Here is a 23,288-nt window from a genome sequence, read left to right as displayed (position 1 = left end):
GCGAATCCCGGTGCTATGCCTCCCCGATCTCCGCCGGTACGACGACGCGTGCCCTCTCCTCGGCGAAGTGGCAGGCCGATTCGTGGGCGACCGGGCCGCGGTGGCCGCGGAACGCGGCCGGGACCGCCAGCGGCGGCGCCTCCTCCGCACACCGTTCCCGCGCCCTCCAGCAGCGCGTACGGAACCGGCAGCCCGATGGAGGGTCGGCCGGCGAGGGCACATCCCCGTCCAGCAGAATGCGCTCCCGCCGCCCGCGCGCCTCCGGGTCGGGTACGGGCACGGCCGAGAGCAAAGCCTGGGTGTACGGGTGCGTGGGGTGCTCGTAGATCTCCTCATCGGTGCCGATCTCGGCGACGCGGCCGAGATACATCACCGCCACCCGGTCGGAGATATGGCGGACCACCGACAGGTCGTGGGCGATGATGACGTAGGAGAGGCCGAACTCGTCCTGGAGCCTCTCCATCAGATTGACGACCTGCGCCTGTACCGAGACGTCCAGTGCCGAGACCGGCTCGTCGGCGACGATGATCTCGGGTCGCAGGGCGAGGCCTCGGGCGATGCCGATGCGCTGCCGCTGTCCGCCCGAGAACTGGTGCGGATAGCGGTTGATGTACTCCGGGTTGAGCCCGACGACATCGAGCAGATCCTGCACCTTCCGGCGGCGGTCCCCCTTCGGCGCGACCTCCGGGTGGATCTCGAAGGGCTCGCCGATGATGTCGCCCACGGTCATCCGCGGGTTGAGCGAGGTGTAGGGGTCCTGGAAGATCATTTGGATGTTCCGGCGTACGGCCTTCAGCGCGCGCCCGGACAGCCCGGTGATGTCCTCGCCCTGGTAGAAGATCTGCCCCGCCGTGGGCCGTTCCAGCTGCACCAGCATCCTGGCCAGCGTCGACTTGCCGCAGCCCGACTCCCCGACGATGCCCAGCGTCTCGCCGCGCATCAGCTCGAAGGAGACCGTGTCGACCGCACGGACCGCGCCCACCTGCCGCTTGAGGACGATGCCGCGGGTGAGCGGATAGAGCTTGGCGAGGTCGCGCACGGCAAGGATCGGCTCGGCCCGCTCGCTCGGCCCGGCCCGCTCATTCGGCCCGCCCCGCTCGGCCCGCTCGCTCGGCTCAGGCATGCAGCTCGTCCTTCCAGAAGTGGCAGGCGCTGGTACGGCCCGCGCCCCCGGTGCCTCCTGCGTCCCCGGCGCCCCGCGACACGGTGAGCCCCGGTCCGGTGACCGTGCACAGCGGCGGCGGATCCGTACGGCACACATCCCGGGCCCGGGGGCAGCGGGGGTGAAAGGGACAGCCCGCGGGCACGGCCATCAGATTGGGCGGCAGACCCTTGATCGCGTACAGCTCCCGCCCCTTGCGGTCCAGGCGGGGAATCGAGTCCAGCAGGCCCCGGGTGTAGGGGTGGGCCGGCCGCCGGTACAGATCGTGCACGGGCGCGGTCTCCACGATCCGCCCCGCGTACATCACCGCGATCCTGTCGGCCACATCCGCGACCACCCCCAGGTCATGGGTGATCAGGATCAGGCCCATGTTGAACTCCCGCTGGAGCTCCGCCAGGAGATCCATCACCTGCGCCTGCACCGTCACGTCCAGGGCGGTCGTCGGCTCGTCCGCGATGATCAGATCCGGCTCCAGCGCCAGAGCCATCGCGATCATGATGCGCTGCCGCATGCCGCCGGAGAACTGGTGCGGATAGTCGTTCACCCGCTGCCGGCCCGCCGGGATGCGTACCCGGTCCATCAGCTCCACGGCCTTCGACTTCGCTTCCCACTTGGACATCCCGCGGTGCACCCGGAACATCTCGCCGAGCTGCTCGCCCACGCTCAGCACCGGGTTCAGCGCCGACAGCGCGTCCTGGAAGATCATGGCCATCCTGGCTCCGCGCACCCTGCGGCGCTCCTCCCGCCCCAGCTTCAGCAGGTCCTGCCCCTGGAAGAAGATCTCACCGCCCGTCACATGGCCGGGCGGGCTGTCGAGAATGCCCATGACGGCCTGTGCGGTCACGGACTTCCCCGAGCCCGACTCGCCGAGTACGGCCAGTGTCTCGCCGGGGGCGACGCTGTAACTGACGCCGTTGACGGCCTTCGCGACCCCGTCCCTGGTACGGAATTCCACCCGCAGATCGCGTACGTCCAGCAGTGCGGTCATCGCGCGGCTCCTCAGCGCAGCTTGGGGTCGAGGGCGTCGCGCACCGCGTCGCCGAGCATGATGAAGGCCAGCACCGTGATGCTCAGCGCGCCCGCGGGCCACAGCAGCATGTGGGGTGCGTTGCGGATCTGCGGGGCGGCGTTGGAGATGTCGATGCCCCAGGAGACGGTCGGCGGGCGCAGGCCCACGCCGAGATAGGACAGCGTGGCCTCCAGCGAGATGTACGTCCCCAGGGCGATGGTCGAGACGACGATGACGGGGGCGACGGCGTTGGGCGCGACATGCCGCAGCAGCAGACGGCGGTTGCTCGCCCCGAGCGCGCGGGCCGCCTGGACGTAGTCGTTCTGCTTGGCCGTGATGACCGACCCGCGGGCGATCCGCGCGATCTGCGGCCAGCCGAGCAGTGCGATGAATCCCACCACCGGCCACACGGTGCTGCTGGTGACCACGGACAGGAAGACCAGGCCGCCGAGGATCACCGGGATGCCGAAGAAGATGTCGGCGGTACGGGAGAGCAGCGCGTCGGCCCAGCTGCCGTGGAAGCCGGCCAGCCCGCCGAGGACGCTGCCGAGCAGCGCGGCGCCGAGCGTCGCGCAGATGCCGACGGTCACCGAGGCCCGGGCTCCGTACACGGTGCGGGTGTAGACGTCGCAGCCCTGGGTGTCGTAGCCGAACGGGTGGCCGGGCCCGGCAGGGGCCTGGGACTTGGAGAGATCGCACTGGAGGGGGTTGCCGCCGGCGATGAGCTGCGGCCAGACGGAGATCAGTACCAGGAAGACGATCAGCAGTGCGGAGATGATGAAGACCGGGTTTCGGCGCAGTTCGCGCCAGGCGTCGGACCAGAGGCTGCGCGCCGGTACGGCGGCGGCTGTGGCGGCGGGATCGGGTCCGGCGGGGCCGGTGGGTGGGCCGGGTGCCCGCTCCAGCGACTCGGCCTCGCTCGTGGCCAGGTCCATGGAGCCCCCGGCGCTGCTGGGAGCGACGGCCTCGTTCATGTCGTACGGCTGCTCAGGCATAGCGGATCCGCGGGTCGAGTACGGCGTAGAGGAGGTCCACGAACAGGTTCGCCAGCAGGAAGACGATGACGAGGATGGTCACGAAGCCGACGACGGTCGGCGAGTTGTTCCGCAGGATGCCCTGGTAGAGCTGGAATCCGACGCCGTGGATATTGAAGATCCGTTCGGTGACGATCGCGCCGCCCATGAGGAAGCCGATGTCGGTGCCGATGAAGGTGACGACCGGGATCAGCGAATTGCGCAGCAGGTGACGGGTGATGACGCGCCGTCGCGGCAGCCCCTTGGCGATCGCGGTACGGACGTAGTCCGCGCGGACGTTCTCGACGATCGAGGTGCGGGTCAGCCGGGTGGCGTAGGCGAGTGACACCAGGGCGAGGACGACACCGGGCAGCAGCAGCTCGCCGAACGGCGCTTCGTAGGAGACGGACGGCGCGGTGAGCCCCCATCGGACACCGAACAGGAACTGCAGCAGATATCCCGAGACGAACGTCGGCACGGAGATGACGACGAGGGTGAGGAAGAGGATCCCGGTGTCGACGGTCCGGCCCCGCCGCAGGCCGCCGGCGACGCCGAGGACGACACCGACGGTCACCTCGATGACGATGGCCACCAGGGTGAGCCGGAGGGTGACCGGGAAGGACTCGCGCATCAGCTCGGTGACCGGCTGGCCGTTGAACGCGGTGCCGAAGTCGCCCTGGAAGATCTGCCCCATGTAGTGCAGGTACTGCTGCCACAGCGGCCGGTCGAGGTAGAGGTCCTTGCGGATCCGGGCGGCGGTGGCGGGGTCGGGCGCCTTGTCGCCGAAGAGCGCCGCGACCGGGTCTCCGAGGGCATACACCATGAAGAAGATCAGAAACGTGCTGCCGATGAACACCGGGACCATCTGCAGCAGCCGCCGGATCACATAGCGTCCCATGAGGGCTCCGGGGGTCGGTCGGGCAACGGGTCAGCTGACCTTGATCTCGTTGTAGACGGGGACGCTGAAGGGGTTGAGGGTGACGTCGGAGAGGCGCTCCGAGTACCCGGCGCTGCCGTTCTGGTACCAGAGCGGGATGGCGGGCATCTGCTGGGCGAGGATCTTCTCCGCGTCCTGGAAGGTCGTGACGGCCCGGCTCTGCTCGCTGTCGGCGTTGGCGTCATTGATGAGCTGGTCGAACTTCTTGTCGCTCCACTTGCCGTCGTTGGACGAGGCGCCCGTGTAGTAGAGCGGCTGGAGGAAGTTCTGGATCAGCGGGTAGTCCATCTGCCAGCCGGTGCGGAACGGCCCGGTCATCTTGCCGCTGTGGATACGGCTGCGGTAGTCCGCGAAGGTGCCCACGGGATTGACCGTGCAGGCCCGGTCGTTGCCGAGAGCGTTGTTGATGCTGTTGCAGACGGCGTCCATCCACACCCGGTGCGAGCCGGTGTCGACATTGGAGGTGATCGTCACCTTGCCGCCGGGCAGCCCGCCGGCCTCCTCGATCAGCTTCTTGGCCTGAGCGGGGTTGTAGTCGCACGCGTCGCCGCAGATGCCCTCCTTGAACCCGCCGTGGCCGCCGAGGACCGGGGAGGTCCAGTCGCTCGCGGGGGCCCGGGTCTTCTGGAAGATCTGCTCGGTGATCTGCGCGCGGTTGATCGCCTTCGACAGGCCGATACGGAGCTTCTCCTTCCCCGCGCCCCAGTTCTTGTCGTAGAAGGGGAAGGCCAGGGTCTGGATGATGCCCGCGGGCTGGTTGATGTACCGGCCGCCGAGGTCGCGCCGGACGTTCTTCAACTGGGCGGCCGGGATGTCGTCGGCGACGTCGAGGTTGCCGGCCAGCAGGTCGGTGTACGCGGCGTTGTTGTCGGTGTAGACCTTCAGGTCCACGCCACCGTTCTGCGCCTTGTCGGCGCCTGGGTAGCCGTCCCACGCCCGGAGCTTCATCTGCGAGCCCTTGGCGTACGACTCGATCGCGTAGGGGCCGTTGCCGACGGGCTTGCTCAGCCAGCCGGCGTGGTCGTCGAAGAAGGCGCGGGGCAGCGGGGAGAACGCGGGGTATCCGAGGGTGTTGGGCCAGGTCGAGAACTTCTGGTTCAGGGTGACGGTGAAGGTCCTGCCGTCCTTCACCCGCAGCCCGGAGAGCGTCTTCGCGGAAGGGCTGCCGGACTCCGGGTGAACCTTTTCGTATCCCTCGATCGTGCTGAAGAACGGGGCGTTCTTCTGCGCGTTGCGGAGGTGGGCGGCGTAGTTCCAGGCGTCGACGTACGACCGGGCGGTGACCTTCTCCCCGTTGCTGAAGGTCCAGCCGTCCTTGACGGTGACCGTGAAGTTCTGCGAGTCGGTGGTCGAGATCTTCTCGGCCATCATGTCCTTGGCCTCGCCGGTCTTCGGGTCGTACTGCTTCAGCCCCCGGAAGATCATGTCGAGGACCTTGCCGCCCTGGACCTCGTTGGTGTTGGCCGGTTCCAGCGGGTTCTGCGGATCGCCCCAGGAGGAACTCAGAACCGCCGAGTTGCCCCCGCCGCCACCACTGCCACCACCACAGCCGGTGGCCGCGAGAGCGATGGCCACCGCGCCTGCGGCCCCTCTGGCGTACGTGGCTCCGCGCATGGTGTGCCTCCTCAGCGTCCCAGGTCATATTTAGACACAAATAGGGCATCACGATGACGCATGCGCCCGTCCGGCACGGAGGAACGCGCGGACGGCGCCCCAGAAACCCCCGGATGCGCCAAGCCGCGTGCGTACGGGGACGGCGCCGGACCGCAGCAATGGGACTTCGTACGTCGGGCTTCGGACTCCAGGCCTCGACGTCAGCACTCGGATTGACCCGGATGGACGACCACGCCATCCGGTCGCGTCGACGGGGCCCGGGGGCGCCGGAGGTGGCGCGGCGCCGACCGCGACCGCACCCGACCGAGCGGTGCCGACACCGGCGGCGGTCCGAGTACCACCCGGCCGCACAGCTGCACAGCCCCGTCGCCTCCGTACGTACGCGCGCTTGGGGCGGGGCAGCCCCTCCCCCGCAGGCAGCCCCCACGTCGCTGACGTGCCACTTGCAATTGCAGACGGCCGCGGCTCCGCCCCTTCCGTCCCGGGGGCGGGCCATCGATGACCAAATGCCGAACTCAGCCTGGTTGTCGCATACTCGGTGAGATGCGACACCTCCCGGCGACACGTGCCGACTCCTGTTGCGATAGGGAATCGCACACTGCGATCGTGTCGCCATGGCGGCTGACGGGGACAGGGACGGGGACATAGCGCGCGCCCGGCGTGAATTCGCGGCGCTGCTGGGGGAGTTCCGGCGTACGGCGGTGCTGGTGCCGCTGGTTGACGGGGACGGTCTGTGGTCGGCGGAGTCGGAGGGCATCCGCTGGATCTACGCGTTCACCGACGAGGGCGCGCTCGCCCGCTGGGCCATGGCCCGGGGCGAGGCCGACCAGGAGTGGGCGTACCGCAGGGTTCTGGGCGCGCGGTTGCTGGACGTGGTGGCACCGGCGATGGGCGTGCCGTGCGGGGTGGCCGTGGATGTCGCGGACGGGGCGGACGCCGTCCTGTTTCCGCCGGTGGCGGGGATCGTGCCGGACTCGGTGGCCGTGAACGCGCGGGCCGTGGGCGCATCGGCTGCGGAGGGTACGGCATGAGCGGCGGTTACGGGGCGGATCCCGAGGCCCTGGCTGCGGTGGCGAAGGGCATCGACGCCGCGTTGGCGGAGCTCACCGAGGTGGGCATGATCGGTGAGGCCAGCACGGGCCGGGGCTTCGAGGGCATCGCGCTGTCCGGCCTGGAGGTCGGCCACGGCGAACTGACGGGCGCGCTGGAGGAGTTCTGCTCACGGTGGGAGTGGGGGGTGCGGGCGCTCATGACCGAAGGCAACGAGTTCGCGGCCGGTCTGGGTCTGGCGGCGGGCGCCTATCACGAGTCCGAGGAGTACGGCGTGGGCGCGCTGAAGGTCGCGGCGAATGCGGCGGTGGGCAATCCGCACGCCAGTGAGGACGAGGTGACGAAGCAGTCGTTCGGCGGGATCTGGGACAGCGGGCACGGGTCGACGCCGGACTACAGCGGAGAGTCTTTTCGGCAGGCACAGGCCAACCAGGACGCCGGATGGGACGCGGCCCTGGGCGACGACGAGGGCGGGGAGCAGCGCTGATGGGGGTGTTGGGCGCGCTCGGGGACGCGTGGGACGGGGCGAAGAAGGGTGTGGGCTCGGCGGTCGACGCCACCACCAATGTGGTGGGGGACGGCCTGGAGTCGGTCGGCGCCGAGGGCGCGGCGGACGCGGTGGAGGACTGGGGCGACGGTGTCGCCTCCGACCTGGGCGCCGGTGTCGGGGAGCAGCAGCTCGGTGAGACGGATCAGGCGAACGAGCTGGTCCACGGCAGGACGTCAGCGCTGGCCGGCAGCGTCAAGCACCTGAAGGACTTTCAAAAGGCGTTCGAGCGGGTCGGGCAGGGCATGGCCAAGCTCGATGCCGGGCACTGGCAGGGCCGGGCCGCGGACGCGTTCCGGGAGAAATTCGGGATGCATCCCAAGAAGTGGCTGCATGCGGCGGATGCGTGCGAGGACGCGGCCAAGGCCCTGGACGCGTACGCGGACACGGTCAGGTGGGCGCAGGACCAGGCGGCCGAGGCCATCAGGCTGTACGCGTCCGGAACGAAGGCCTCGAACGAGGCCAGGGACGCGTACAACGCCAAGGTCGGCTCCTACAAAGCGGCGTTCGAGGCCGGAGACGATCCGGGCGCGCACCCGGGAGACTTTGTCGACTCGGGGAAGGCCGACCGCGAGGAAGCGGTCCGGATCCTGTCCGAGGCACGGCGGCAGCGCAACGAGGCGGGCGCCGACGCGGGCGCCAAGGTCCGCGGAGCGCTGCGGCACGCCCCGGCCGCGCCGTCCGGCCTGGACCGGGTCAAGACGGAGCTGGCGGACTTCAAGGGCGCGGTCGACGTGGAGAGCCTTCACCTGGCGGGCGGGGTGCTCAAAGGCGGCGCGGGCCTTCTCTCCTCCGTCCGGGCGGTCAACCCCCTGGACACCTACAACCTGACGCATCCGGCCGAGTACATGCAGGGCATGAACCTGATGGCGGCCGGTCTGGTCACCACCGCGCGGAACGCGGAGAAACTCCCCGGCGCAATGGTCGACGCCTTCAAGAAGGATCCCATGGAGTTCATCGGCCGCCTGATCCCCGAGTTGATCGGGTCCAAGGGCGCAGGCGCCGTGCGCGGCGGGCTGCGCAAGGGGCTGAAGAACGGGCAGGACCTGGCCGAGTCGGGGACGGGCCGGGAAGCGCGGGACGCGGTCGATCAGAACCCGAAGGCGGAGGCGCAGGAGAAGGACACCAAGACCTGCGAAGGTGACCCGGTCGATGTGGCGACGGGGCGGATGCTGCTCGAGCAGACGGATGTCGCGCTGCCCGGTGTGCTGCCTCTGGTGTTCTCCCGCACCTTCGAGTCGTCGTTCCGTTCGGGCGGCTGGTTCGGCCCGACCTGGGCGTCCACCGTCGACCAGCGGCTGCTGATCGACGCCTCCGGCGTGATCTTCGTCCGCGAGGACCGTTCGCTGCTGGCCTACCCGCACCCCGCGCCCGGTGTCCCCGTCCTGCCCGTCGAGGGGCAGCGCTGGCCGCTGGACCGGGACCCGGCAGGCGGCTACACGGTCACCGACTCCGAGTCGGGCCGGGTGTGGCATTTCACCGACCACAACGACGAGTTGGCGCTACTGGACCAGATCGACGACCGCAACGGCAACTGGATCACCTGCGACTACGACGAGGACGGCACCCCCACCGCGCTCACCCACAGCGCCGGCCACCAACTGAGGTTCACCACCGAAGACGGCCGGATCACCGCGCTGCACCTGGGCGATCAGGAGCTGGTGCGCTACGGCTACACCGACGGCCACCTCACCTCCGTCACAGGCACCTCAGGGCGCCCGCTGCGGTTCGGCTGCGACGAGCAGGGCCGTATCACCTCCTGGACGGACACCAACGACAGCCGCTTCGACTATGTCTACGACGAGCAGGACCGCTGCGTCTTCCAGTCCGGTACGGAAGGGCATCTGCGCTCGGCTTTCACCTACGACACGACCGACCCCGCGACCGGCCACCGCGTCACCACGATCACGGACTCGCTCGGCCGCACCCGGCGCTACCTGATCAACGACGCGACTCAGGTCGTCGCCGAGATCGATCCGCTGGGCGCGGTCACCCGCTTCGAGCGCGACCGCTACAACCGGCTGCTCTCCCGCACGGACCCGCTGGGCCACACCACGCGCTTGGACTACGACGACCACGGCAATCCGAGCGTGGTGACGCGCCCGGACGGCCGCGAGACACGGGCCGAGTACAACGACCTCGGCCTGCCTGTGCGGCTGGTCGGGTACGACGGCGGCGTCACCGAGCAGACCTTCGACGCCCACGGCAACCGCACCTCGGTCACCGGCCCGGACGGCCGCACCACCCACTTCACCTACACCGCTCGCGGCCACCTCGCCACGGTCACGGACCCGCTGGGCAACAGCACCCGCGTCGACTGCAATGAGGCGGGTCTGCCCGAGGCGGTGACTGATCCGCTCGGTGGTGTGACCTGGTACCGCCGCGACGGGTTCGGCCGGGTCACCTCCGTCACCGACCCGCTCGGCGGAACCGCTCACCTCGTCTGGACTCCCGAGGGCAAACTCGCCGCCCGCATCGCCCCGGACGGGTCGGAAGAGTCCTGGATCTACGACGGCGAAGGCAACTGCACGTCACACACCGATGCTGTCGGCGGCATCACGACGTACGAGTACACGCATTTCGACCTCCTGGCCGCGCAGACGGGCCCGGACGGGGTGCGCTACGAGTTCACCCACGACACCGAACTGCGCCTCGCCCGCGTCACCAACCCGCAGGGGCTGACCTGGGACTACGACTACGACCCGGCCGGCCGCCTCATGTCCGAGACGGACTTCGACAACCGCACCCTCAGCTACACCCGCGATCCAGCCGGTCAACTCACCACCCGCACCAACGCTTTGGGCCAGGCGGTCACCTACACCCACGACGTGCTCGGCCGCATCGTGGAGAAGAGCGCGGACGGAGAAGTCACCGCCTATCGGCATGACGCGGCAGGCCGCCTCCTCCAGGCAACGGGCACGGACGCGACGCTCACCTACACCCGTGACCGCACCGGCCGCATCACCGCCGAGACGGTCAACGGCCGCACGACGGCCCACGCGTACGACGCGGCAGGCCGCCGTACACAGCGCACCACACCCAGCGGCGCCACCAGCACCTTCACGTACGACGCCGCCGGGCGCCGCACGACACTGACGGCCTCCGGCCGCACGCTGGCCTTCGAACACGACGCGGCAGGCCGTGAAATCTCGGCCCACTACGGCGGGATGCTCACCCTCGCCAACACCTTCGACGCCACGGGACGCCTCACCGCCCAGACGCTGACGGGCACCGAAGCCGAAACGATCCAGCGTCGCCGCTACACGTACCGCCCGGACGGCAACCTCATAGGCATCGAGGACCACCTCAACGGTCCACGTACGTTCGATCTCGACCGGGCGGGCCGGGTCACTTCGGTCCGCGCCCGGGACTGGACCGAGACGTACGCCTACGACGAAGCAGGCAACCAGACCCAAGCCGACTGGCCCGCCCGTCACCCCAGCTCAGAAGCCCGCGGCACGCGCACCTACACCGGCACACGCATCACCCAAGCCGGCCGGATCCGCTACGAGCACGACGCGCAGGGCCGTATCACCCTGCGCCAGAAGACCCGCCTGTCCCGCAAACCGGATACGTGGCGCTACACCTGGGACGCCGAGGACCGCCTCACCCAGGTCACCACCCCCGACGGCCAGACGTGGCGCTACGCGTACGACCCCCTCGGCCGTCGAATAGCCAAGCGCCGCATAGGCGCCGACGAATCGATCCTTGAGCAGATCGACTTCACCTGGGACGGCACAACCCTCACCGAACAAACAACCAAGTCACCGAGTGCGGACAACCCGGTCACCATCACCTGGGACCACAACGGCCTACGCCCCATCGCCCAGACCGAACGCAAAACCCTCGCCGACGCGCCCCAACAGGAAATCGACCAGCGCTTCTTCGCCATCGTCACCGACCTCGTCGGCACCCCGACCGAACTCGTGGACGAAACCGGCGCGATCGCCTGGCGAACCCGCGCCACCCTCTGGGGCACCACAACCTGGACCCAATCCAGCACGGCCTACACCCCGCTCCGCTTCCCCGGCCAATACTTCGACCCGGAAACCCAACTCCACTACAACTACTTCCGCCACTACGACCCCGAAACGGCCCGCTACACCTCCCCCGACCCTCTCGGCCTAACCCCGTCGCCCAACCCCAGCACCTACGTCCACAACCCCCACACCTGGACGGACCCCCTCGGCCTCACTCCATGCGACGGCGGCTGCAGCAATGGAGGGAGCTGGGACCCTGCCGAGGAGCCGTATCTTCATCGTGGAGTCGGTTACGCAGACGATCGGAGCCCTGCAGAATGGCAGAGAATGTATGAAAACGCCCAACATGGGGTGGCTGAACCACTCGGCGGGCACTCCGATCCTCAACTCCACGTCGGTGGCAGAACAGACAGCGATTTCACGTCTTGGACTACCGACTATGAGGGGATGGCTCTGGAGGAAAGCTTCAGAGGAAATGGGCCGGGAATTGTAATGCGCATACCCAATGGAGACGGTCCAGGCTACGCCCGAGTTCCTGGTCTATCATTCCCGTACGCGGAGGGTGAGGTAACAATCCGGGGCGTGGTTCGCGGCGCAGAAATCAGCATCAACGGAGGACCATGGATCCGTCCACGCTAAGAGAGATGGTCAGAAGCGCTGCGATGGAAGGGGTGTGCGATGAAAGGATTCTCACTGCTGTCGACGACCAATCCGTGATCGAGAGCGGCATTGTCGTTACGGCGTCTCTTCTGCAAACTTACACGAGACGTTTTCGGCGTACACACGAAGGAACGGAGCTCCGCGCACAAACCAAGGAGCTGATTGATTTCCTTCGGAGCTACCCGGAGGACAGCTTGTCAATGATCAGCATCAGGCCACACACAGGAGGATTTCACTTGCTATTGGCGGACCGCGAAGAATCACGAATCATCTTCTGGATGAAAATGTTCGACCAGTCGAGCGCCGACCCTGGCTCCACTTCATCTAACTAATCAGGCTCCGCATTTCGCCGTTCTCACTGCGGCCGGTCATGCGGCCTGGGATTTCCCTTTGCCGCAGTCTGCCAAAGGTCGTACGGGGTGAAGGTGCGGATCGCCCGTTCGCAGCCGTCGGGATGTCGTCCGTCCGGAGGCCCGTCTTGCCGCGGTGCTCCGCTCCTCGGCATTGAACAGAGCAGCAGGAACTAGGCATGGCGGCCACGAAGGAAGCATCATGAGTGAACCCCTAACGCTCCATGCTATGCGAAATGATGGGGATTGCGAGAGCATTGGTCTGACGCCGTCGTAATCGTTCACAACTACCTCCCACCAGCAAGAACACGATCCAGCCGGAGCGCTAGGGTGGTGGTCGTGACGACACAACGATGGGCATTAGGCGGCGACTTGAACGTCGCGAGGATCGGGTACGGCGCGATGAAGCTGACCGGTTGGCCGAAGGGCGACCGGCCCAACCGGGACACTGCACTGGCCATCCTGCGCCGGGCCGTGGAACTCGGGGTGAACCACATTGACACCTCGCACTACTACTCGCGTGACGGGGTGGCTGCCAACGAGCTAATCCGGGAGGCGCTGCACCCCTACCCGGACGACCTGGTGATCGCGACCAAAGTGGGCGCGCTGGTCGAGGGATCTGATCTCGCCCTGCCTGCGGTCGAGAAGACCGGCCTCACCCGCGACAACCTGCGCCGTGGCATCGAAGCGAACCTGCTCTCGCTCGGCGTGGACCGCCTGGACGTGGTGAATCTACGGATGGGCGACCTCGACCGGACCGAAACCCCGTTGACCGCGCCACTGGAAACCCTGCTAGCGCTGCGCGAGGAGGGCCTGATCCGCCATCTGGGCATCTCCAATGTCACAACCGTCGAATTCACCGAGGCCCGCAAAATCGCGCCGATCGCCTGTGTCCAGAACCTCTACAATCTGGCCCGACGTGACGACGACCCCCTCATCGATACCTGCGCGAAGGCCGGCATTGCCTACGTCCCCTTCTTCCCGGTCGGCGGTTTCCAGCCGATCATGGCCGAGCGCCTGGACACCGTCGCCGCCCACCACCGTGTGACCGTGCCGCAGGTGGCCCTGGCCTGGCTGCTTGCCCGATCCCCGAACATCCTGCCCATCCCCGGCACCGGCTCACTCGACCACCTGGAAGAGAACATCGCCGCCAGCGCGCTGAAGCTCAGCGCGGAGGACATCGCCGAACTCGGATAAGGGCGGCTGCACAACCCCACCGCGCCGTTGGCGTCGCGCCTCACCGGGGCGCGGTTCTCCGGCGCCCCGGCGGGCGACTTGCTCAGTTCAGCGACAACTCACACCAGACGATCTTGCCGGGGTTGCGGTCGGTGACGCCCCACTTGTCGGCCAGAGCCGACACCAGCAGCAAACCCCGCCCCCCTCGTCTGTAGCACCACTGCTCAAGCCGACCGGACGGGCGGTGATTAAGAATCGAGTCGATGAACGCCTCCCACGACGTGCGGGAGACGGAGGTGGTCGCCCTGGTTCCTGCGGCACAGCAGAACGCCCACGCCGAAGACGTGGGCGAAGGGACTTCCTGACCATGGCAGTTGACGCAGACGCTACGCGTCCGCACAGCCTGTCACCATAGGAAACGACCCACGCGCCACACTCCCGACAGGCGTGTGCGGTACCCGGCGGGCACGCACCACCTCAGACCTCGGGCGGTGAATTCACCGATTCGGCGGTGCGGCGGTATTCGGCGTTGATGCGCTGGGCTTCTTCGAGCTGGTCTTCGAGGATGATGATGCGGCAGGCGGCCTCGATGGGGGTGCCCTGGTCGACGAGCTCCCGGGCGCGCGCGGCGATGCGCAGCTGGTAGCGGGAGTAGCGGCGGTGTCCGCCCTCGGAGCGGAGCGGGGTGATGAGGCGGGCTTCTCCGATGGCGCGGAGGAAGCCCTGGGTGGTGCCGAGCATTTCGGCGGCCCGGCCCATGGTGTAGGCGGGGTAGTCGTCGTCATCGAGACGGCCGAACGAGTCTTCTGCTGTCATTGCACCTCTCTGTGGAACGCGTGGAGGGGCCCTGGTGCCATTGGCACCAGGGCCCCGAAGGAACTGCTACACCATCTGCCGACCCTGATACTGCGCCGGCCTTCTGTTTCCGCAGACCCGACCAAGTTGCTGTCGGGGGTGCGGGGATCGCGGTTGCTTGACCGGAGACCACCTCACTATCGATGTCCTGCGGTACCCGGGCTCAAGGCTTCCGCCCGGGCGATCCTGATGGCGCCTGGCTCCTCCGTTCTTCCCTCGGTGATCAACTGCTTACAAAGCGGGGTACTGCATAGTGCTGGTGATGCGAACTGCTCAGTGGCCTGTGACAGCGCCACTCTTCGGCAGCCAGCCCCGTCGCCTGTCCTGCGTCTGCTCTGGCTTGGAACCCCACTGCCGAACTTCCCGGTGCGCGCGTCCGCAGCCGACGCCTTCACTGAGGTGCTGCTCACTGACTTCACTGCTGGGTCCTGCGAACTGCACTTTGCGGGTACTGCCACTGCGTTAACTGCGGTACTGCTACGGCGGCCCCTGATCACTGCGGGCCACCCGGTCCAGTCGTCAGTCCCGTCGCCGTCCTGCAACAACCCTGGCTTCGGAACTCCACCACCGCACCGTCCTGCGAACTGCAACTGCGGGTACTGCTGCCCGGCAGTTCGTCTCTGCCGGGCCTTGCTCGATCTCGGCTACGAGAGAAACCATAACCACACCACCATCCAATGTCTACTCCGGCCGACATAGATTTTCATGAACCAGGCAGAGAGATAGTCGACCTCGACCACCGAATGGGTGCGCGGCGGTCCCACTCCAGCCCGGGACGCCCGCTCCGACCAGTGCCGTTACGCCAGCCTCGACGCCGCGAACAACCGCAGCCTCCCCATCTGACTACGTGGATGATCGGCCGGACACGCTCCACAGCCGGGGCTTCGTGCGGTTAACGCGCCGCAGGACGGGGCACGACCGCCGGGCAGACGGGACCGTGCACTGACGATCCGGAGACCAGGGTGACCTGATGGACACGATGAGCGTCAACGTGGCAACCGTCCGCTCCGCGGCATCCATCGCCGACGCACGCGAGAGCGCCCGGGATTTCCTCGAAGGTCTCGTACCGCCGGCGGCCACCGCGGTCGCGGTGCCTCGGTTTCGCCCTGACGGCCGATAGCAGCGGCCTCGCTTCGGAACGATTCCACGCCGCCCAGGCCCGTGCCGACGCCCGCCGGCCCTGGCCCAACCGGGAAATTGCGTACGCCCAGGCTGAGCCGCAAGCTGGTGCCGTAGGCCGTGGCTGTCGGAGGAAATATTCATGATGGAGGCGGTGGCCGGCGGTGCGATCGCTGGACCGGGCCGGTGGTGGACGGAGCAGTCAGCAGCAGCGGGCGTGGTGACGGCAGCTCTGCCGGTGCCTGTGCCGTGCGCAGGGCTGATGTACGCGGACCGTTGGCTGTTGCCATGACCGAGAACGCGTCCCGACCGGTGGCCGCTGCGCGGCGGCCGTACCTGATCGTGAATCCTCGTTCGGGAGGAGGGAAGGCGAGCCGGTTCCGGATCGCGGAAAGCGCCCGTGCTTTGGGCGCTGAGGTTCTCCTGCTCGATCCTTCCCGGCCCCAGGACCTCGCGGCTGTCGCCCGACGCGCGGTGGATGACGGTGCGGATCTGCTCGGGGTGGCCGGCGGAGACGGTACACAGGCACTTGTCGCCGGGGTGGCTGCGGAGAGCGGTCTTCCTTTCGTGGTCGTTCCGGCCGGTACCCGCAACCACTTCGCGATGGACCTCGGCCTGGACCGTGAGGACCCTTCGGCCGCGCTGGAGGCCCTCACGGACGGCGTCGAACTGCGCGTGGATCTCGGGTTCGCAGGCGATTGGGTGTTCGTCAACAACGTGTCGTTCGGTGCGTATGCCGCCCTGGTGCAGGACCCGGCCTATCGGGAGGACAAGATCGGGACGATAGTGCGGATCCTCCCGGATTTCCTGGCCCGCCACGAGGGTCCGGAGCTGGTAGTACGGGCCGGGCTGCTCACTGTGGACCGTCCTGATGCCGTGCTGGTGAGCAACAACCCCTACCGGGTCGATGACCCGGCCGGGCTCGGCAGGCGTGCGCAACTGGACTCCGGGCTCCTGGGAGTCCTTGCCGCCAGGGCGGAGACGCCCGCCGAGACGGCCGCCCGGCTGCGAAGTGGGCAGACGCACGGCCTGACCAACCTGGCCACCTCTGACGAGGTCGTCGTCGATGCCGACGTCCCGGTCGTCCCCGTCGGGCTGGACGGTGAAGCCGTAACCCTGCCGACTCCCGTGCGGTGCCGGATCAGTCCCCGGACGCTACGGGTACGGGTTCCCCGCCATCGGCCGGGCGCCGCGCCCGCCGGGCCGCCGCCGGGCCGGGTCACCATCCGGCGGGTGGTCTCAGCTGTCGGGCGAGCTGTTCACGGCCGTCATACCGGCTGACCGAAGCCGGAACCGGACAGAGCGCGGACTTCATCGGTCACTACGTGTGCACGCAGCGCACGACCCTGGCAGGCCAGGCGCTGCGCAGCAATGAATCGATGTGCCCACCTCCGGCCGTCAATGGAATGGGAACGGGGAGTGGATCCCAAATCCCACCTACGGAGGAACTTCATGAGTGAATCCCTGACACTCACTGCCGTGCCCGATGGTGTGACAAGGGCCGTTGGTCGGGCCTGGTCGGTGTCTTTCCCGTTTCTTGCAGGGCGTCGCGCCTCACCGGGACGCGGTTCGCCGTGCCCGGCGGGCGACTTGCTCAGTTCAGCGACAACTCGCACCAGACGATCTTGCCGGGGTTGCGGTCGGTGACGCCCCACTTGTCGGCCAGAGCCGACACCAGCAGCAAACCCCGACCCCCCTCGTCCTCCGAGCCGGCCGTCACCTCCCGTACGTGCAACAGCCCGGGCCCACTGTCGTGCACCTCCACGTGCAGGAGGCCACCACAGCCCAGGTGCAGCTGCATCCGGTAGCCGCGCCCCGGCGGAACGCCATGCACCAGGGCGTTGGTCGCGAGCTCGCTCACGCACAGCAGTACGTCGTCCCTGCGGCCCGTCAGACGCCAGTCGAAGAGCGCCCGCTCCGTGAACTCCCTGGCCGCAGCGACCGAGCGGCGCTCCCGTCGGAAGAACGCCTCGCGGAAACAGGGGAGTTGGATGTCCTCGTTCATGTGACGACTGTCACAGTGCGTCACTACGCTGGGCCAGTGAGTCAGGTCGTACGGACGCGTCGTACGACGTCGGACCAGCTCGCGTACGGCACAGGGCGGGAACGGAGAACCCATGCACCCGGCGAAGAAGCCCAAGAAGAACGGCTCATGGCACGTGATCGGTGCCCAGGTCAGCCATTTCCGCAAAGCAGCCCGCATCACCCAGCCTGAACTGGCCGAGCGATTGTGCGTGCACGAGGACACGATCGGCTCGATCGAGCAGGGCCGCCGCGCACTCAAGCCCGACCTCGCCGAGCAGCTCGATGTGCTGCTCGGTACCAAGGGCGCGCTCGCGGTGGCCGTGGCCAAGGTCCCCGAGCGGGAACGATTCCCAGCCTTCGCCCAGGATTTCGTCGACTACGAGCAGGGTGCGCTGACCTTGCTTTGGTACGAGAACCATGTTGTCCCGGGCCTTCTTCAGACCGAGGAGTACGCCCGCGCAGTGTTCTCCTGCCTCTACCCGCCGATCAGCTCGGAGGAGTCGGAGGAGCGGGTCTCTGCGCGGCTCGACCGGCAGAAGCTCCTGGACCGCAGGCCTTGGCCGCCGATGATGAACTTTCTGCTGGAGGAAGTGATCCTGCACCGGCCCATCGGCGGGCATGAGGTGCTGCACGGGCAGATCCGGCATCTGCGGCAATGCGCCGAACTCCCCTTTCTGGGGCTACAGATCATGCCGACCGACCGGAGGAAGCATGCTGGGCTCAACGGGCCCATGGTGCTGCTGGAAACACCGGAGCACGATCAACTGGCTTACCTTGAGGGGCAGCGAGTCAGTTTCCTCGTCGACGATCCAGACGAGGTGAGTGTGCTTCAGCAGAAGTATGGGATGCTGCGCTCGCAGGCCCTCACTCCAGAGGAGAGCATGGGCCTTCTGGACGACCTGGCAGGAGGGTCATGAACAGCGCAGCCAGCCCGCGCCACTCCGACGGCCTCACCTGGTTCAAGTCCAGCTACAGCGGCGACGAGGGCGGCGCGTGCATCGAAGTCGCCGTCGGCACCGGCACCGTCCACGTCCGGGACTCGAAGAACCCCGGCGGACCCGTACTCACCCTCACTCCAGACGCCTGGGCAGACTTCGTCCGCCTGGCAGCAGGGTCATGAGCAACGCAGCCAGCCCGCGCCACTCGGACGACCTCGCCTGGTCCAAGTCCAGCTACAGCGGCGACGAGGGCGGCAACTGCATCGAAGTCGCCGCCGACGCCAGCGCCGTCCACGTACGCGACTCCAAAGACCCCGACGGACCCGTACTCACCCTCACTCCAGACGCCTGGGCAGACTTCGTCCGCTTCGCGGACGGTATCGGCTGACTCACGTACGACGACATCCCGACTGCCCGGCAGCTCACGTGAAGAGCGGGCCGGGCAGTCGCGCGCACGGGCTCTGCAATGGGCCCCTGCCCAGAACGACTTCCGGCCCGGCACCCCACTCAAGGGGTGCCGGGCCGGAAGCATGAAGCGATGCGTCAAGCGTACGTACGGCCTGAGCTCAGCGCAGCGTCACCGCTTCGCGCGCGAGGCCGCGCGGCCGCGCTCCTTCTGGTCCAGGACGACCTTACGGATGCGCACCGTCTCCGGCGTCACCTCGATGCACTCGTCGTCGCGGCAGAACTCCAGCGACTGCTCCAGGGAGAGCTTGCGCGGGGGCACCACGTTCTCGGTGGTGTCCGCCGACGCGGCGCGCATGTTGGTGAGCTTCTTCTCCTTGGTGATGTTCACGTCCATGTCGTCGGAGCGCGAGTTCTCACCGACGATCATGCCCTCGTACACCTCGGTGCCCGGCTCGACGAAGATGACGCCGCGCTCCTGGAGGTTGATCATCGCGAACGGAGTCACGGAACCGGACCGGTCCGCCACCAGCGAGCCGTTGTTACGGGTGCGCAGCTCGCCGAACCACGGCTCGTGGCCCTCGAAGATGGAGTGCGCGATGCCGGTGCCGCGGGTCTGGGTGAGGAACTCCGTACGGAAGCCGATGAGGCCGCGGGACGGAACGATCCACTCCATACGGATCCAGCCGGACCCGTGGTTGGTCATGGTCTCCATCCGGCCCTTGCGCGCCGCCATCACCTGGGTGATGGCGCCGAGGTGCTCCTCCGGGGAGTCGATGGTCAGCCGCTCGATCGGCTCGTGCAGCTTCCCGTCGATCTGCTTGGTGACCACCTCGGGCTTGCCGACGGTCAGCTCGAAGCCCTCCCGGCGCATGGTCTCCACCAGGATGGCCAGCGCGAGCTCGCCACGGCCCTGGACCTCCCAGGTGTCGGGGCGCTCGGTGGGCAGGACGCGCAGCGAGACGTTACCGATCAGCTCGCGGTCGAGGCGGTCCTTGACCAGCCGGGCGGTGACCTTGTGGCCCTTGCCGCCCTTGCCGACCAGCGGCGAGTTGTTCGTACCGATGGTCATCGAGATCGCCGGCTCGTCGACGGTGATCAGCGGGAGGGCGATCGGGTTCTCGGGGTCGGCGAGCGTCTCGCCGATCATGATGTCCGGGATGCCGGCGATGGCGCAGATGTCACCGGGGCCGGCCTTCTCGGCGGGCTTGCGGGTGAGCGCCTCGGTCATCATCAGCTCGGTGATGCGGACGTTGGAGACCGTGCCGTCACGCTTGATCCACGCGACGGTCTGGCCCTTCTTGAGCTCGCCCTGCTCGACACGGCACAGGGCGATACGGCCGAGGAAGTTGTCGGCGTCCAGGTTGGTGACGTGCGCCTGCAGGGGGGCCGCATCGTCGTACTGCGGGGCCGGGACGGTGGACAGCAGCGTGGAGAAGAACGGCTCCAGGCTGTCGCTGTCCGCCGGGACGGTGCCGTCCTCCGGCTTGGTGAGCGAGGCGATGCCGTCACGGGCGCAGGCGTAGACGATCGGGAACTCGATCTGCTCCTCGTCCGCGTCCAGGTCCAGGAAGAGGTCGTACGTCTCGTTGACGACCTCGTCGATCCGGGAGTCCGAGCGGTCGGTCTTGTTGATGCAGAGAATGACCGGCAGGCGGGCGGTGAGGGCCTTGCGGAGCACGAAGCGGGTCTGCGGCAGCGGGCCTTCGGAGGCGTCGACCAGCAGGACCACCGCGTCCACCATCGACAGGCCGCGCTCGACCTCGCCGCCGAAGTCGGCGTGGCCGGGGGTGTCGATGATGTTGATCGTCACCACGTCGCCCCCGTCCTTGGGGTGGTACTTGACCGCGGTGTTCTTCGCCAGGATCGTGATGCCCTTCTCACGCTCCAGGTCGTTCGAGTCCATCATGCGTTCGTCGAGGTGCTCGGCGGCGTGGGCGGCGAAGGCACCGGCCTGCTTGAGCATGGCGTCGACCAGCGTGGTCTTGCCGTGGTCGACGTGGGCGACGATGGCGACGTTACGAATGTCGTGGCGCGTGGGCATACTGGCGGCGCTTCTCCCGGAATCGTGGATGACGTCGCATACGGTGCCGTACACGCGCCCGCCGGGCATGACAAGCCGCGGCCTTTTACCCCATGGTACGGGGCCCGGTCGAGCACGGCCTCCCCAGCCCGGCGGGGCAGGGCCCCCGGCCGTCCCGCGGGAAGCGTCTGAGCAGCGGGGCCGCCGGGCTTCGGTGGCTCACATCACACCGCCCGGCAGACCCCTTCCTCCTCGCCGCCGGCCCCGGGGCTGCTTACGCCTTACGCCGGGCTGCGTACGCCGTTTACTTACGGAAGCCGATGTCCTGGTAGCGCGGGGTCGCGAAACCGAACGCTCCCACGTTCGCCAGGTTCGACTTCGCCGCCATCAGCTGCGGCCGCTGGTAGAGCGGGATCGAACCGGCCGCGGCCCAGATCCGGGCGTCCGCGCGCCGTACGAGGGCACGGGAGGCACCGGCATCCAGCTCGGAGACGGCCTGGTCGAAGAGCTGGTCGATGTGGTCGGTGCCGACCCGGGTGTAGTTCTGTTCGACCAGCAGGGAGCCGTCGGCCGCGGGCTGGGGCTTGGCGAAGATCGGGCGCGCGTCGGTGGCCGGATAGGCGCTGGCGGGCCAGGACCAGAGCGCGAGGTCGAAGTCGCCTGCGGCGATGTGGTCCTTGAAGTAGCTGTCGTCGGCAACCTTGGTGATCTCGGTGCGAATGCCGATGGGTGCCAGCATCCGGGAGATGCTCTCACCGACCGTACGGAGCGATTCGCTGTCGGAACCGGTCGGCAGGACGAAGCGGAGGGTCAGGGACTTGCCGTCCTTGTGAAGGACATGGACGTCATCGGGCCTGGCCTTGCTGCCGCCCTTCCCGGCCTCTGCCTTCTTCTCGTCCTTCTTCTCGTCCTTCTTCTCGTCCTTTTCGCTCTGCGGGTCCACCTTGGCGCCCGCCTTCGGCATCACCGACCCCCCGCCCTCGTGCCAGCCCGCGGCCGAGAGCAGGGCCTGCGCGGCGGCGGTGTCCTGGTCACCCAGCGCCTCGCTGTTGTCCTGGTAGCCCTGCTGCCCCGCCACCATCAGATGGCTGCCCAACGGCTTCGAGGGCAGTGCGAGCGGCTGGAGCACCGACTTGGCGATGGCCTTCCTGTCGATCGCCCGGGCGACGGCCCGCCGTACCCGCTCATCGGCGAGCGGTCCGGACGCGCCGTTCAGGGCGAGCTGTGTGTAGGCCGGCTCCAGGGATTTGCGGACGGTGTAGGCGCGGAGTGCGTCCTGCTGTGCCGCCTCGGTCCGGCGCGCCTGCTCGGCCGCGCGCTCCTGCCGCGTACCGTGCGCCCTGGCCCAGGACCTGAGCGCCTCGGCCGGACCGGTGTGGGCGGCGTACCGGGCGCCGGAGAGCGGCTCGGCGCCGGCCGCCACCTCTTCCTCCCCGGCCTTCTTCTGCCCGGCCGTCGGCTTCGCCGCCTCCTGGATCTTCTCGGCGGTCGCCCGGCTGACATCGGCGACGTCCAGCTCGCCCGCGGCGATCGCCGCCGTCCGCCGGTCACGCGGGACGGCCTCGAAGACCAACGTGTCGATCTTGGGCTTGGCCCCCCACCACCCCGGATTCCGTACGAGGGTCGCCCGGCCCTTGTCCTTGGCGCCGTCGAGACTCTTCAGCGCGAAGGGTCCCGCCGTGGCCTGGAGGGTTTTGCGGGCTCCGTCGTTGAAGGCATCAGCACTGCCCATGACGCCCTTGGGGTACAGCGGGGTGAACAGCGAACGCCAGTCCGTGTACGGCTTGGCGAAGGTGACGTCGACCTCCTGCGCGTTCCCGCCCTGTTCGATCTTCTCGATCCGGTCGTACCCGGCGTTGCGCGCCGTCCAGTAGGCGCGGTCCTTGCCGCTGAGCGCCTTCCACTGCGCCACGAAGTCCTCGGTGCCGATCTTCCGCCCGTCACTCCAGGTGGCGGTGGACTTGAGCTTGTAGCGCACGACCTGCCGAGGCTCGCGCTCCGTCACTTCGGCGGCGTCGAGGTAGTCCGGGTTACGCCGCGGCCGGGCCCGCTCGTCGAGGGTGAACAGCGCGGGCAGTACGGCGCCCGCGATGCGGTCGGTGGCACCGTCGGCGTCGGACTGGAAGGTGTTGAGGGTCGCCGGCATCGAGTCGATCGCCCAGCGCACCGTGCCGCCGTTCCGCACCTGGCTGCGCGCGGCGGCTGCGATGTCCTGCGGTACGGCCGCGACCGGGGCCTCACCCCCGGGGCTGCTGCATCCGGCCATGAAAGGCAAGGGAAGAAGCACGCCTGCCACGAGGAGCGCGGTGCAGCGGCGCTTACGGAATGCCGCCCCGCCTCTGACGCCGTCGATGGACATGAGTGAAACCTCCGGCCTGAACACGTTTAGCCGCTTATACCGCTCATCACATCTATTGCTGGGCCA

Annotated in this window: 17 protein-coding genes and 1 pseudogene; 8 read left to right on the top strand and 10 right to left on the bottom strand. The window is 68.2% G+C overall.

Annotated elements, in window-relative coordinates:
- Positions 1-13: 13 nt before the first annotated feature.
- The 5 genes from ABZW18_RS08410 to ABZW18_RS08390 are packed head-to-tail and all read right to left on the bottom strand — an operon-like array spanning position 14 to position 5,735.
- Positions 14-1,123: a dipeptide ABC transporter ATP-binding protein gene (locus ABZW18_RS08410; RefSeq protein ID WP_356183902.1), complete on the bottom strand. Its 1,110-nt coding sequence runs from the start codon at positions 1,121-1,123 to the stop codon at positions 14-16.
- The gene (locus tag ABZW18_RS08405) at positions 1,116-2,150 is read right to left on the bottom strand and encodes an ABC transporter ATP-binding protein (protein ID WP_356183900.1); all 1,035 of its coding nucleotides are present in this window, start codon (positions 2,148-2,150) and stop codon (positions 1,116-1,118) included. Before ABZW18_RS08405 ends, ABZW18_RS08410 begins: the two co-directional genes overlap by 8 nt.
- A gap of 11 nt (positions 2,151-2,161) precedes the next feature.
- Entirely contained in the window at positions 2,162-3,166 is a 1,005-nt protein-coding gene (locus ABZW18_RS08400; RefSeq protein ID WP_356183897.1) for an ABC transporter permease, read from the bottom strand.
- Positions 3,159-4,082, bottom strand: a complete 924-nt coding sequence (locus ABZW18_RS08395; protein WP_356183894.1) for an ABC transporter permease — start codon at positions 4,080-4,082, stop codon at positions 3,159-3,161. Before ABZW18_RS08395 ends, ABZW18_RS08400 begins: the two co-directional genes overlap by 8 nt.
- Before the next feature lie 30 nt (positions 4,083-4,112).
- Positions 4,113-5,735 carry an ABC transporter substrate-binding protein gene (locus ABZW18_RS08390; protein ID WP_356183892.1) on the bottom strand — a complete coding sequence of 541 codons (1,623 nt, stop codon included), beginning with the start codon at positions 5,733-5,735 and terminating at the stop codon, positions 4,113-4,115.
- Between the two features lie 614 nt (positions 5,736-6,349).
- Between ABZW18_RS08390 and ABZW18_RS08385 the strand changes: the two genes are divergently transcribed.
- The 4 genes from ABZW18_RS08385 (at position 6,350) to ABZW18_RS08370 (ending at position 13,519) form a co-directional block, all read left to right on the top strand.
- Entirely contained in the window at positions 6,350-6,766 is a 417-nt protein-coding gene (locus ABZW18_RS08385) for an SseB family protein (protein WP_356183889.1), read from the top strand.
- The gene (locus ABZW18_RS08380) at positions 6,763-7,272 is read left to right on the top strand and encodes a hypothetical protein (RefSeq protein WP_356183886.1); all 510 of its coding nucleotides are present in this window, start codon (positions 6,763-6,765) and stop codon (positions 7,270-7,272) included. Before ABZW18_RS08385 ends, ABZW18_RS08380 begins: the two co-directional genes overlap by 4 nt.
- Positions 7,272-11,951: a putative T7SS-secreted protein gene (locus ABZW18_RS08375; protein WP_356183883.1), complete on the top strand. Its 4,680-nt coding sequence runs from the start codon at positions 7,272-7,274 to the stop codon at positions 11,949-11,951. The genes ABZW18_RS08380 and ABZW18_RS08375 overlap by 1 nt, the downstream gene beginning before the upstream one ends.
- A 710-nt stretch (positions 11,952-12,661) precedes the next feature.
- Positions 12,662-13,519, top strand: coding sequence for an oxidoreductase (locus ABZW18_RS08370; RefSeq protein ID WP_356183881.1), 858 nt, complete (start codon positions 12,662-12,664; stop codon positions 13,517-13,519).
- Between the two features lie 82 nt (positions 13,520-13,601).
- Here ABZW18_RS08370 and ABZW18_RS08365 read toward each other — a convergent pair.
- Together ABZW18_RS08365 and ABZW18_RS08360 are read right to left on the bottom strand one after the other, a co-directional pair.
- Positions 13,602-13,703, bottom strand: a pseudogene (locus ABZW18_RS08365) (ATP-binding protein); the annotation flags it as partial.
- Positions 13,704-13,975: 272 nt separating this feature from the next.
- Positions 13,976-14,314 (bottom strand): MerR family transcriptional regulator, encoded by a 339-nt coding sequence (locus ABZW18_RS08360; protein WP_356183878.1) that lies wholly within the window; start codon positions 14,312-14,314, stop codon positions 13,976-13,978.
- Between the two features lie 1,446 nt (positions 14,315-15,760).
- On the opposite strand from ABZW18_RS08360, the gene ABZW18_RS08355 reads away from it, so the two are divergent.
- Positions 15,761-16,753, top strand: coding sequence for a diacylglycerol kinase family protein (locus tag ABZW18_RS08355; RefSeq protein WP_356183875.1), 993 nt, complete (start codon positions 15,761-15,763; stop codon positions 16,751-16,753).
- Positions 16,754-17,066: 313 nt separating this feature from the next.
- Here ABZW18_RS08355 and ABZW18_RS08350 read toward each other — a convergent pair whose 3' ends face one another.
- Positions 17,067-17,477, bottom strand: a complete 411-nt coding sequence (locus ABZW18_RS08350; RefSeq protein ID WP_356183872.1) for an ATP-binding protein — start codon at positions 17,475-17,477, stop codon at positions 17,067-17,069.
- Between the two features lie 112 nt (positions 17,478-17,589).
- Here ABZW18_RS08350 and ABZW18_RS08345 point away from each other — a divergent pair, with 112 nt between their 5' ends.
- The 3 genes from ABZW18_RS08345 to ABZW18_RS08335 are packed head-to-tail and all read left to right on the top strand — an operon-like array spanning position 17,590 to position 18,823.
- The gene (locus ABZW18_RS08345) at positions 17,590-18,414 is read left to right on the top strand and encodes a helix-turn-helix transcriptional regulator (RefSeq protein ID WP_356183869.1); all 825 of its coding nucleotides are present in this window, start codon (positions 17,590-17,592) and stop codon (positions 18,412-18,414) included.
- Positions 18,411-18,617, top strand: a complete 207-nt coding sequence (locus tag ABZW18_RS08340) for a DUF397 domain-containing protein (protein ID WP_356183867.1) — start codon at positions 18,411-18,413, stop codon at positions 18,615-18,617. Before ABZW18_RS08345 ends, ABZW18_RS08340 begins: the two co-directional genes overlap by 4 nt.
- Positions 18,614-18,823, top strand: coding sequence for a DUF397 domain-containing protein (locus tag ABZW18_RS08335; protein WP_356183864.1), 210 nt, complete (start codon positions 18,614-18,616; stop codon positions 18,821-18,823). The genes ABZW18_RS08340 and ABZW18_RS08335 overlap by 4 nt, the downstream gene beginning before the upstream one ends.
- 189 nt (positions 18,824-19,012) lie before the next feature.
- On the opposite strand, the gene typA is transcribed toward ABZW18_RS08335, so the two are convergent.
- Positions 19,013-20,884, bottom strand: a complete 1,872-nt coding sequence (gene typA / locus ABZW18_RS08330; RefSeq protein WP_356183862.1) for a translational GTPase TypA — start codon at positions 20,882-20,884, stop codon at positions 19,013-19,015.
- Between the two features lie 283 nt (positions 20,885-21,167).
- Positions 21,168-23,222: an ABC transporter family substrate-binding protein gene (locus tag ABZW18_RS08325; protein WP_356183859.1), complete on the bottom strand. Its 2,055-nt coding sequence runs from the start codon at positions 23,220-23,222 to the stop codon at positions 21,168-21,170.
- Positions 23,223-23,288: the final 66 nt, after the last annotated feature.

Origin of the sequence: Streptomyces sp. NPDC004647 (assembly GCF_040609575.1) — a bacterium.
GTDB lineage: Bacteria > Actinomycetota > Actinomycetes > Streptomycetales > Streptomycetaceae > Streptomyces.
This window is presented reverse-complemented; position numbering and strand designations above follow the sequence as displayed.